At 65.2% G+C, this 11,652-nt stretch carries 11 protein-coding genes; 7 read left to right on the top strand and 4 right to left on the bottom strand.

Annotated features, from left to right (window positions below; translation table 11 throughout):
* Genes NLM31_RS13360 through NLM31_RS13350 form a run of 3 tightly spaced genes read right to left on the bottom strand, consistent with a single transcriptional unit; the run spans window position 1 to window position 2,943 of the window.
* Complete coding sequence (locus tag NLM31_RS13360) at window positions 1–384, bottom strand: cupin domain-containing protein (protein ID WP_254129815.1); 384 nt, start codon at window positions 382–384, stop codon at window positions 1–3.
* An 11-nt stretch (window positions 385–395) separates the two neighbouring features.
* On the bottom strand, window positions 396–1,100 hold the full coding sequence (locus NLM31_RS13355; protein WP_254129814.1) for an SDR family oxidoreductase: 705 nt from the start codon (window positions 1,098–1,100) through the stop codon (window positions 396–398).
* Between the two features lie 43 nt (window positions 1,101–1,143).
* Window positions 1,144–2,943 (bottom strand): thiamine pyrophosphate-binding protein, encoded by a 1,800-nt coding sequence (locus tag NLM31_RS13350; protein ID WP_254192514.1) that lies wholly within the window; start codon window positions 2,941–2,943, stop codon window positions 1,144–1,146.
* A gap of 229 nt (window positions 2,944–3,172) precedes the next feature.
* Between NLM31_RS13350 and NLM31_RS13345 the strand changes: the two genes are divergently transcribed.
* The 4 genes from NLM31_RS13345 to NLM31_RS13330 all read left to right on the top strand — a co-directional run bounded on the left by NLM31_RS13345 (window position 3,173) and on the right by NLM31_RS13330 (window position 8,912).
* The gene (locus NLM31_RS13345; RefSeq protein ID WP_254192513.1) at window positions 3,173–4,084 is read left to right on the top strand and encodes an IclR family transcriptional regulator; all 912 of its coding nucleotides are present in this window, start codon (window positions 3,173–3,175) and stop codon (window positions 4,082–4,084) included.
* A gap of 142 nt (window positions 4,085–4,226) precedes the next feature.
* Window positions 4,227–5,471 carry an ABC transporter substrate-binding protein gene (locus NLM31_RS13340; protein WP_254192512.1) on the top strand — a complete coding sequence of 415 codons (1,245 nt, stop codon included), beginning with the start codon at window positions 4,227–4,229 and terminating at the stop codon, window positions 5,469–5,471.
* 28 nt (window positions 5,472–5,499) lie between these two features.
* On the top strand, window positions 5,500–6,375 hold the full coding sequence (locus NLM31_RS13335) for a branched-chain amino acid ABC transporter permease (RefSeq protein WP_254192511.1): 876 nt from the start codon (window positions 5,500–5,502) through the stop codon (window positions 6,373–6,375).
* Window positions 6,372–8,912, top strand: a complete 2,541-nt coding sequence (locus tag NLM31_RS13330; protein ID WP_254192510.1) for a branched-chain amino acid ABC transporter ATP-binding protein/permease — start codon at window positions 6,372–6,374, stop codon at window positions 8,910–8,912. Before NLM31_RS13335 ends, NLM31_RS13330 begins: the two co-directional genes overlap by 4 nt.
* Window positions 8,913–8,915: 3 nt before the next feature.
* Here NLM31_RS13330 and NLM31_RS13325 read toward each other — a convergent pair whose 3' ends face one another.
* Window positions 8,916–9,899: a tripartite tricarboxylate transporter substrate binding protein gene (locus tag NLM31_RS13325; RefSeq protein WP_254192509.1), complete on the bottom strand. Its 984-nt coding sequence runs from the start codon at window positions 9,897–9,899 to the stop codon at window positions 8,916–8,918.
* A 413-nt stretch (window positions 9,900–10,312) separates the two neighbouring features.
* Here NLM31_RS13325 and NLM31_RS13320 point away from each other — a divergent pair, with 413 nt between their 5' ends.
* Genes NLM31_RS13320 through NLM31_RS13310 form a run of 3 tightly spaced genes read left to right on the top strand, consistent with a single transcriptional unit; the run spans window position 10,313 to window position 11,637 of the window.
* A complete protein-coding gene (locus tag NLM31_RS13320) occupies window positions 10,313–10,912 on the top strand; it encodes a hypothetical protein (protein WP_254192508.1) in 600 nt (199 codons plus the stop codon).
* The gene (locus NLM31_RS13315; RefSeq protein ID WP_254192507.1) at window positions 10,909–11,271 is read left to right on the top strand and encodes an HGGxSTG domain-containing protein; all 363 of its coding nucleotides are present in this window, start codon (window positions 10,909–10,911) and stop codon (window positions 11,269–11,271) included. Before NLM31_RS13320 ends, NLM31_RS13315 begins: the two co-directional genes overlap by 4 nt.
* Before the next feature lie 9 nt (window positions 11,272–11,280).
* Window positions 11,281–11,637 carry a response regulator gene (locus NLM31_RS13310; protein ID WP_254192506.1) on the top strand — a complete coding sequence of 119 codons (357 nt, stop codon included), beginning with the start codon at window positions 11,281–11,283 and terminating at the stop codon, window positions 11,635–11,637.
* Window positions 11,638–11,652 lie beyond the last annotated feature (15 nt).

Raw genomic sequence — 11,652 nt, 5'->3', positions numbered from 1 at the left:
TTAGACCGGCTTCTCGTCGTCGGTGACCGGTGAGGTCACCACCAGGAAAACGAGATCGGTCAGACCGGAGTTCGAGATCGCGTGCTCGACGCCGGGTGGCAGGAAGATCACGTCGTGCTTGCGGACGACATGGTTTTTGCCGGCGATCTCCATCAATCCTTCGCCGTCGAGCACGTGATAGACCTGCTCCTGCACCTTGTGGTGATGCCGTGCCACATAGGCCATCGGCTGGTACATCGAGATGCGGTAGTCGATGCGGCGCGAGCCCGCCGTTTCCGGCATCACCAGCGGCTTGGACAGCGCGCCGCCAAAGTGGTTGGGGAATTCGCGCCAGGGCACTTCCGCGATGTTGCGGATGAAGGCGCCGTTGCTTTCCTCGGTCATGCCCGTGCTCCCTAATTCACCAGCGCACCACCGTCGACATAGACGATCGAGCCGGTGGCAAAGCCGTTGTTCATGAAGCTCGCGATCTGCTGGGCGATGTCCTCGGCCATGCCGACGCGGCCGACCGGAAGTGCTGCCGCCGTCTTGGCCAGCATTTCCTTCCGAGCAGCCTCAGGCATCGCAGCCCGGATCGGCGTGTCGATCACGCCGGGCGAGACTGCATTGACACGCACCGGCGCAAGCTCGAGTGCCAGTGCCCGGGCCAGCGACTCCAGCGCACCGTTGGCCGCGCTGACGATCGCAGAGTTCGGCCGCGGCCGGACACTGAGGAAACCGGTGACCAGCGTCAATGAGCCACCGGGCCGGATGGCGGCCTCACGTGCCACCCGCCAGGCGCCCCAGAATTTTCCTTCCATCGTGGCCCGCACATCCTCCATCGCAACCGTCTTGAACGGCCCGGTGCGAAGCTGCGCAGCCGTCAGCACGACATGATCGACCGCGCCGATGCGCTTGAACAGCTCGGCTACGCTCTGATCGCTGGTGACATCAGTCGGGATCGCCGTCACCTTCAGCCGCTCGGCGACCGGATCGAGCTTCGCAGCGCTGCGCGAGGCGATGACGACGTCGGCCCCCTGTGATTTTGCAAGCTCCGCCGTGGCGAGGCCGATGCCTGAGGAGCCGCCGATCACGACGATTTTCTTGCCTGCGAGCGTCATTCCCATCTCCCGATATTTTGTTGATTGCTTCTGCGAACCGCGATCAGCCCGGCTGGAAGCGCGTGCCGATGCCGGCCTTGCTCTGGCCGAGACCCGGCAACTCCCAGACGCCGGCGCCCGAGGGATTGACGTCCGCGGCGATATCGACGTCGATCAGGTAGGGCCTGTTGGCGGCGATGCCCTTGCGGATCGCCTCTCCGAGATCGCCGGCGCGATCGACACGCACGCCTTCGACGCCGCAGGAGCGCGCCATCGCCGCGAAGTCAGGGTTATAACGCTCGCCGGTCTCCGGATGCTTGAAGTCAGTCGCAAGCTCGCGGCCGCCGAGATAGCCGCGCTGCAATCCGCGGATCGAGGCATAGGCGTAATTGTTCCAGACCACCCAGACCACTGGCAGATTATACTCGACCGCCGTCCCCAACACGTTGGCATGCATGAAGAAGGCGCCGTCACCGCAGACCGACACGCAGGGGCGATCGGGCGCGGCGAATTTTGCACCCATCACACCGGCAACGCCAAAGCCCATCGGGCCGAACCCCATCGAGCCGATCAGCGAATCCGGCCGCTTCGGCTTGCAGAAGCCGAGCAGCCAATTGTGGTGCACGCCGATATCGGACACGAGGATGGCATCCTCCGGCAACGCCTTGTCGATCTCGGCCGCCGCGCGCTGCGGATTGATCGGCGTGGTGTCGTCGGAGAAGCCGGGCGCGACGAACTTGTCCCACTCCTTGCGATAACCATCGATCTGCGCCAGCCACTTCTTGCGCGCATCCGACTTCTTGAAAAGGTTGTCGCGGCGATCGAGCTCGGCATGCACCTGCCGCAGGAAGGTACGGACGTCAGCCATCAAGCCGAGCGCGACAGGATAGTTGCGGCCGATCTCCTCGGGGTCGATGTCGACATGGATCAACCGCGTCGGCGGGATCGTGAAGGAATAGCCGGGGATCCACGAGCTCGACGTGCGGTCGTCGAAGCGGACGCCGAGCGCAAGCAGGACGTCGGCCTGCCGCGCGGCGTGATTGGCCTGATAGTGCCCGGCACGTGCGACGAGGCCGAGCGCCAGCGGATGATTGACGTCGAGCGCACCGAGGCCGCTTGCGGACGCCGCAACCGGAATCTGTAGCCGCTCGGCGAGCTTGCGCAACTCCTCCGCCGCGCCGCCATAGCGCACGCCCTGTCCAACCAGCATCACCGGCCGTTCAGCCGAGAGCAGCATGTCGACGGCCTTCTCGACACCTTCCGGATCGGCGCCGCAACGGCTGGAGATGTTGGCGCTCCACTCGGCAGCCTTCGGCGCCTCTTCGGCCGCCGATTCCATGAAGACGTCGAAGGGCACGTCGACCACGACCGGCCCGGGCCGCCCCGTGACCATCGTCTTCCAGGCCTGCCGCACCGCGAGCGGCACCATCTCGGCGCGCGTCGGCTGGAACACTTTCTTGCACATCGTGCGCACGGTGGAGGGAAAGTCGGCCTGATAGTGCCGGTACATTTCCTGGAACGCACCGCGGTTGAACTGGCTGGTCGGCACGTTGCCGGTGATCGCCATGAACGGCACGGAATCGAGGTAGGCGTTCGCCAGGGAGATCGGCAGATTCGCCGAGCCCGGCCCGCAGGAGGTGAAGGTCGCGGTCGGTCGACCGGAGACGCGGTAGTAAACGTCGGCCATGAAGCCGGCGACGCTCTCGTGATGCACGGAGATCGTCTTGATGTCGGAGGATCGCTCGTACAGCGCGTCGATGAACTGGATGTTGCCGTGGCCGCAGAGCCCGAACACCTGCGGCACCTTCTCCTGGATCAGATAATCGACAATGACCTGAGCGCCATTGAGCATGTTTTTCGACATCAACCGGTCTCCCTCTCGGCCCGTCGACGTCTTGTGTACCGATGCGGAGAACGCGGCCGGTCATCATGGGGCCGCGGGGAGCCTATTTCTCATAATGCTGTACGTCAATTTATATTGTGATAGGCTTTCTCGCTGAGGAAACGCGAAGCTCCGCGCCGACGGCTGCGCTGGTTGCGTGCTACTGTCGCGGATGCGGAGCCATATCGATTCACCTGAGGGAGCCCAGTCCTTGAGATCGCGTACTAAGCCGACCACCGGCGAGAAGCCTGCAAGCCCGCGCAAGGCCGCGATTGCCAAACTGGTCCCTGCACCCAAGGCGGATGGCGACGACGAGGCCGAGGACAAGCAGCGCGGCGGCGGCGTCCAATCGCTCGGTCGCGCCTTCTCGATCCTCGAAGAGGTGGCGCGCCATCGCGAGGGTATCGGGCTTGCAGAGCTCAGCAAGCTGGTCGGCCTGCACAACTCGACGACGTTTCATCTGGCCAAGACGCTGGTCTCGCTCGGCTACCTCCGCCAGGAGAAAGACAACAAACGCTACCGCATCGGCCGTCCCTTGTTTGCACTCGCCGCATCAGCGCTCGACGAGATCGAGATGGTCAATGTCGCAACGCCCGTGCTGGAGGAACTGTCACGCCAGACGGGCGAAAGTGGGCATTTTGCCGTGCGAATGGGCGACGCGGTGGTTGTGATCGCCCGCACCAGCGGCCCGGGCGCGTTTCAGCTCACCGATCGCGTCGGCGTCGTGCGGCCCGCCCATTGCACCGCGCTCGGCAAGATCATTCTGGCCTCGCTCCGCCCCGAGCAGCTCAAGCGCTTCATCGATCGCGTCGAACTGAAACCGTCGACGCCGAAATCCATCAGCGATGCCGGCGCGCTGATGCGCGAGATCGCCGAAGTGCAGCGCACCGGCGTTGCCTTCGACGATGGCGAGTTCAATCCGGAAGTGCGCTGCGTCGCCGTCCCCGTCACCGATTTCACCGGTCAGGTGATCGGCGCGCTCGGCATTTCCGGGCCGATCTGGCGCCTGTCCAACCAGGCCCTGCATGCCGGCGCGCAAATCGTGCAGGCCGCCGCCGATCGCCTGTCGGTCGAATTCGGCGCCAAGGACCGGCCACACAAGGCGCTCACGCAGAAAGCCTGAGCCGCAACCCGAGCGGCGATTTTGCCGGTTGACACCGGCAATGGCGTTCGGGATTATCCTCCAGCATTAGAAAAAGCTCTCTCACAATACCGGATACCCGGTTTTGAAGGGAGGCACGCGATGCACCCGGGAGGAGACAGAGATGATCCGCTACCCACGACGGACGTTGTTACGGGCGGGCGCAGCCTTCGCTGGCGCGGCCGCGCTCGGGTTTCCCGCGATCGTCAGGGCTCAGGCCGAAAAGATCCGGATCGGACACCTGACGCCGCTCACCGGTTTTCTCGGCGTGATCGGCAGCTACGCGCAGCTGGGTGCGAAGCTCGCGGCGGAGGAGATCAACGCCTCGGGCGGCATTCTGGGCAAGCAGATCGACCTGCTCTCGGAAGACTCGATCAACCCGGCGACCGCCGCCACCAAGGCGCAGCGCATGCTGGAGCAGGACGGCGCGGTGGTGCTGCTCGGCGAAATCTCGTCGGCATCCTCGCTGACCATCATGCAGGTGGCCGAGCGCAACAAGAAGGTGTTCTTCTCGACCGGCGCGCGCTCGGACGCACTGCGCGGCAAGAGCTGCAACAAATACTCGTTCCACTGCGACATTCCGAACACCGTGATGGTCAACGCGGTCGGCACCGCGCTGTCGCAGCAGGGCATGGTGAAGGGCAAGAAGTTCTTCACGCTGACGGCCGACTACATCTTTGGCCATGACCTGCTGAAGGCCGCGAAAGTGTTCTTCGGCGCGCATGATGCCAATCTGATCGGCGACGAGCTGATCGCAACCGACGTCACCGATTTCAGCCCGTATCTGCTGAAGGTCCGGCAGGCAAAACCCGACGTGGTCTGCTGCAACCTCGCCGGCAACCAGGTGACCAACCTCGTCAAGCAATATGCCGAGTTCGGCTTCCCCTACCCGCTGGTCGGCTTCAACCTCAACACCGGTGATGCCTGGGCCGCAGGCGCGGGCAATCTCAGCGGCACCTGGCCGACGGTCTGGTATCACACCCTGCAAAATCCGACGTCGCAGGCCTTCGTCACGGCCTTCACCAAGAAATACGGCAAGCCGCCGGAGAACCATGCCTGGATCGACTACGTCACGCTGAAGCTCCTGGCGGAAGCGATCAACACCACCAAGTCGACCGACAGCGGCGAGCTCATCGCCTATTTCGAGAAGCAGGCGCAATTCGATATCGGCAAGGCGCGCAAGGCCTACTTCCGCTCATGGGATCACCAGCTGGTGCAAGAAGCCTATCCGTTCACGGTCAAGCCGAAGGACCAGATGAAGGACCAGTGGGACATGCTGGTGCTGGGCGATGCGGTGCCGGCAGCGAACGACCCGCTGGAGACGATCTACCCGACCAAAGAGCAGAACCCCTGCGAGATGAAGGCGTGAGGCCCGCACCCGGCAAGGCGCACGCAACATGCAGTTCGAGTTCTTGCTGGAACAGGTGGTGAATGGCCTCGTGCTCGGAGGCTATTACCTGCTCATCGCGCTCGGGCTGTCGCTGATCTTCTCCGTCGGCGGCATCGTCAATCTCGCGCATGGCGCGTTCTATGCGCTCGGCGCTTACATCTGCGTCGAGCTGACCCGCCGCATCGGCTTCGGCCCGTCGGTGGTGATCTCCCCGCTCGCGGTTGCGCTCCTCGGTATCCTGTTCGAGCGATTCATCCTGCGCCGCTTCTACACGGCCGATCCGATCCTCAGCCTGCTCGTCACGTTCGGTCTCGCGATGGTCGCAGAGCAGGCGATCCGCATGATCTGGGGCGCCGCACCCGTATCGACCGAGATCCCGCAGAGCTTTCGTGGCTCGGTCATCGTCGGCGATTTCCTGTTCTCGCGCTACCGCCTGCTGATCCTCGCCGTCGTCGCGGCGATCCTGTTCGGCGTCTGGTGGCTCCTGCAAAAGACCTCGTTCGGACGCGTGGTTCGCGCCGGCATCCAGCGGCCGGACATGGTCGCGGCGCTCGGCATTCGCCTGCAGCCCTACATGACCGCGATCGTGATGCTCGGCGTCGGCCTCGCCGCGCTCGGCGGCGCGTTCTTTGCGCCGATCACGACCGTGCATCCCGCCATGGGCGCCGAGATCATGACCATCGCTTTCGTGGTGGTCGTGATCGGCGGGCTCGGCAGCTTCTGGGGCGTGGTCATCGCGGCCCTCCTCGTCGGCGTCGTGCGCGGCATCGCCATTCATTTCGAGCCTGCGGCCGGCGAAGCCTCGATCTACATCCTGATGTTCCTGGTGCTGCTGGTACGCCCGCGCGGCCTGCTCGGCGAACGCATCGAGAAGTTCGAATGAGGGATACCTCGACCATCGATCGGCTGAGGCCGCTGCTGATCGCGACAGTCGCGGTGATCGCGCTGCCGTTCCTGCTGCGCGCCCTCGGCCTCTCGCTCAACACCGGCACCTGGATGGTCGGGCTGGCGATCGCCGCGATGGGGCTCAACCTCTGCATCGGCACGACCGGTCTCGTCTCGTTCGGCCACAGCACCTGGTTCGGCATCGGCGCCTATGCCGCCGGGCTGATCCAGCTGCGCTTTTTTCCGGGCGAGATCTGGTTGCCACTGCTGGGATCGATGGTCGTTGTCGCGATCGCTTCGACATTGATCGGCATGCTGATCCTGCGCCGGCGCGGCGTCTACTTTTCGCTGCTGACGCTGGCGCTGGCGGCCCTGGTCTACACCACCGCGTTCCGCTGGACGAGCCTCACCGGCGGCGAGGACGGGCTCGGCGGACTGAAGCGCGGGGGCATCGGCCCCGTGAGCTTCGACAACGCGCTCAACTATTACATCGTGGTCGCGGTGATCGGGCTTGCCGTGCTCTATGTGCTGATGCGCCTGCTGCGCTCGCCATTCGGGCATGTGCTGGTGGCGATCCGCGAGAACCAGCTGCGCGCGAGCTTTCAGGGTTATCCGGTCGAGCGCTACAAGCTCGCGGTGTTCGTGATCTCGGCCGTCGTCACCGGCGTTGCCGGCGCGCTGATCGCATTTCTGAACTATCTCGTCTCCGCCGAAGCCGTCTCGGTACCGTTTGCCGGCGAGCTGCTGGCCATGGTCGTGATCGGCGGCATGCGCAGCCTGCTTGGCCCCGCGCTCGGCGCGGTGTTCTTCATCCTGTTCCGCGAGCTGTTCTCGATCTGGACGTCGGACTGGCTGTTCTGGTTCGGCCTCACCTTCGTCGCCTTCGTGATGTATTCGCCCGGCGGCCTCGTCGGCATCGGCTCGCTCATCATGCGCCGTCTCCGTCCGCCCGCGGAAGAGACGGCGGCAATGAGCCGGCGCAAGATCTACGAGGGCTTGCCGCTGCCGGACTTTTTGCGGCCGGAGGCGTTGAAGGGCACGGTGCTGGAAGTCAGCCACGTCTCCCGAAAGTTCGGCGGCATCCGCGCGGTCGAGAATGCGAGCATCACGGTCGCCGCCGGTGAGATCCATGCGCTGATCGGGCCGAACGGCGCCGGCAAGACCACGCTGTTCAATCTGGTCTCCGGTCTCTACGCGCCGGACCAGGGCACGATCCGCCTACAGGGCCGCGACATCGCGGGCGTGCCGGCGAATGCGATCTGCCATCAGGGGCTGGCGCGCTCGTTCCAGATCACGAACCTGTTTCGCGGACTGTCGATCTACGAAAATCTGCGCCTGTCGCTGCAGGCACGGCGACCGATGCGCTTCAACATCTGGAACGACATCGACGCCTACAAGGATATCCACGCCGAGACGGCCGCACTGACGAAATTCCTCGGCCTCGAAGGCATCGAGGAGATCGAGGGCGGCGAGCTCTCCTATGGCGGGCAGAGGCTGGTCGATCTCGGCATCGCGCTGGGCTCGAAACCGCAGGTGCTGCTGCTCGACGAGCCGCTCGCCGGCCTGGCCGCGGCCGAACGCGAGCGCGTGTCGAACCTCGTCAAGAACATCGCGGCCAACATCCCCGTTCTGATCGTCGAGCACGACATCGACCGCGTGCTCGGCTTCTCGCAAACCGTCACCGTGATGAACCAGGGCGAGGTGCTGATGTCCGACTGCCCCGCCGCCGTGCGGGCCGATTTGCGGGTGCAGGAGATCTATACCGGCAAGGGCATTCCCGCCGTCGAGCATCGACGCAGCGAGGAGGCATCCGGCGCGCGCGAGACCGTGCTGCGGCTCGATCGCGTCAATACGTTCTACGGCAAGAGCCACATCCTCAACGACGCCGCGCTCGACGTGCGCGAGGGCGAGATCGTCGCGCTGCTCGGCCGCAACGGCGCGGGCAAGTCGACGCTGCTGAAAACCATTGCGGGTCTCGTGCCGGCGGCGTCCGGCAGCATCGCCTATCGCGGCGATGATATCGCAAGCCTCGCTGCCCCCGACATCGCCCGCCGCGGCATCGGCTATGTCCCGCAGGGCCGCGGCCTGTTCGCCGGCATGACCGTGCGCGAAAACCTCGCGCTCGGGCGTCTCGCCCGCAAGACCGACGGCAGCGACGGCGTGGTCTGGGACGAGGAGCAGATCCTGCAGTATTTCCCACGGCTGAAGCAGCGCATGAACATCGCGGCCGACTATCTCTCCGGCGGCGAACAGCAGATGGTCGCGGTGGCGCGCGCGATGTCCGGCAATGTCCGCCTGCTGTTGCTGGACGAGCCGTTCGAGGGCCTCGCGCCGGCGGTGACGCTGGAGCTGTTCAAAGTGTTCGATGCACTCCGCCGCCACATGTCGATCGTGATCGTGGAGCACAATCTCGATCTCGTGCTGGCGCTGGCCGATCGCGTCTTCGCACTCGAGCGCGGCGCCGTGTTCCACCAGGGACCAGCGGCGCCGCTGCTGAACGATCTCGGCTATCGCAAGCAGATCCTGTGGCTGTAGCCCCTACTCCGCCTTGATGTTCGCGGCCGCGACCACCTCGGCGAGCTCCTTGGTCTCCTTCGCGATCTTGGCGGCGTAGTCGGCGGGGCTGAGCACGCTCACCACACCTTGCGAGCCGAGGCGCTCCTCGACCGTCGGATCCTTGGCGGCTGCGACGATCTCCCGGTGCAGCGTCTCGAGGATCGGCGCCGGCGTCGCCTTCGGCATGAAGAAGCCGACCCAGAACGACAGGTCGAAGCCGGGATAGCCGGCTTCCGCAACCGTCGGCACGTCCGGTAGCGACGGCAGCCGCTCGGCCGAGGACACCGCCAGCGCGCGCAGCTTGCCGGCCTTCACCAGCGGCACCGCGGAGAGCGGATCGAACACCGCCAGCACCTCCTGCGCGAGGATGCCGACCTCGGACGCGGCACCGCCGCGATAGGGCACGTGGATCATCTTGATGCCGGCGCGCTGGCCGAGCAGCTCCATGGCGAGATGGGCGAGGTTGCCGTTGCCACCCGAGCCGTAGGCGAGCGCGCCGGGTGCCGCCTTCGCGGCCGCGACGAGATCGGCGACGGTCTTGATGTCGGCGGTCTTGGGATTCTCCGGGTTGACCACGAGCACCAGCGGCGCGGAGACGACGGTGGTCAGCGGCGCGAAATCGCTGACCGGATCGTAGCGGATATCCTTGAATAGCGTCTTGTTCAGCGTGATCGTGGACGAGTTGCAGGCGAGCACTGTGTAGCCGTCGGGCTCCGCATGCGCGACGCCTTCGGCGGCGATCATGCCGTTGGCGCCGGCGCGGTTCTCGACCACGAAGGGCTGCCCGAGCTTGGCGCCGAGCCGGTCGCCGATGATGCGCGCGACCACGTCGACCGGACCGCCGGCGCTGAAGCCGACCATGACCTTCACCGGCCGCACCGGATATTTTTGCGCGATGGCCTCCGTCGACAGCGCCGACGCGCAAAGTCCGGCAATGAGCGCCAGCAGGCGGGCCGTTCGTTGCATTGGTTCTCTCCCCGGACCACGGCGCCTCTGCTTGTTGTCGGTGCGGCGCGTTCGCTGGTCATGAATAGCGGCCACATCGGATTTCGCAATCGCGTTTCCGTCAGGCATTCCGCCGCACGGCAGGCGGACGCTGCTATCCAGACAAAACTGCGAAAACAACCCCATGCACAGTAGCCGGCTTCAGAGAGCCGACTTCGTATATCCCGAACATTCCGTTTGACACGTCGGGCAAAACAGGCGCACGGTGGCATCATCGCGAAATCAGCCCGTGTCCAGGCCTGCCCGCTCACGAGCGCTCAACCCGGCCCGCGCGAACACGCACAATCGACATCTGAAAAATCTCAACGCCGCTCAGTGCGCGATCGGCTTCGCTCGCCGCGAACCCGCGTGCCTGCGCCGGCAAAGGACAGCGCATGACGACATTGCCGACACTCACCGAGACGACGCCCATCGCAGCGAACGATCCCGCCGCGATCATCGCGAGCCCGAAGGTCAAACTCCGGCGCAGGCGCATCGTGATCGACCATCCCGATCCGCACACCGGCGAAAGGCTGCTGGCCGAGGCGATCGGCGCTGTCGACCGCGACGCGCTGCATGGCCTGTTGAGCCAGTTGGTGAAGGCGAGCGTGGTTGCACGGAAGCCGGACCAGGGCAATCTCTCCTTCATGGTCTCGATGCTCAAGAGCATCGCGCCGAAGGATTCGCTCGAGGCCATGTTGTCGGCGCAGATGGTCGGCATTCACGTCGCCTCGATGCGCTGCGCCTGCCGCCTCGCCTGCACCGACGACGTGCCGCAGCAGGAAAGCCTCACCCGCGCGCTGACCCGGCTGGCCCGCACCTACGCCGCCCAGATGGAGGCCTTGAGCCGCCATCGCAGCAACGGCACCTGCGCGATCACGGTGCAGAACCTGTCGGTGCAGGACGGCGGCAAGGCCGTCGTCGGCCATTTCACGCAGCACGCGAACCTGATCACCACGCAGCCGGGCCTGATGGACGCGGCCGTCCCCGCATGAGCCACACCCGCAACACCGGCCCGATGCGGGCCAGCCTGCGTTGCGGCGCGCGAACACGAAACGGTGAAACCTGCCGCGCGCCGGCACTGCGCGGCAAGGCGCGCTGCCGCATGCACGGCGGCGCATGGGGATCCGGCGCGCCGTTTGGAAACGGCAACGCCGTCAAGCACGGCTTTTTCACCGGCGAAGCGATCGACGAACGGAAGTTCGTCCGCACCATGCTCAGCGAAGCAGAGAGCCTGCTGCGCACATTGCCCGCGGCGTCAGAAACAATCGGCAACTCCCGCGACCGTGGAACCCAACACACCCTACCGGGAACAGATTCACCCCCTTCGCACTTAACAAATGATAGGAAGTGAGGTGCAATCATGGGCCAATCAAAGCCGCTTCGCCCGACCGCCATCGTCGTCGAGGATGACGACATTCAACGCGAGATGCTCGCGCTTCTGCTCGAAGAGCGGAACTTCGAAGTCCTGCAGTGCGAAGATGCCGAGACCGCGGCCCTGGCGCTCAAGGCAAAACACCCGACCCTGATGGTCACCGACATCAATCTGGTCGGGAAGATGGACGGTGTCGATCTGGCTCACTTCGCCCAGCAGCACGATGCCGATATGCGGATCATCGTGATCTCGGGCCGTCCGCTGCCCCGCCCCCTGCCGCCCGGCGCAAAGTTCTTCACCAAGCCGGTTTATCCGACGGCGTTGCTCGCGGAAGCGGCACGATAGCCGAGGTTTACTGGC

The organism is Bradyrhizobium sp. CCGUVB4N, from assembly GCF_024199945.1.
Classification (GTDB): Bacteria; Pseudomonadota; Alphaproteobacteria; order Rhizobiales; family Xanthobacteraceae; genus Bradyrhizobium.
The sequence above is the reverse complement of the archived record's forward strand: the minus strand, read 5'-3'. Positions and strand labels throughout refer to the sequence as shown.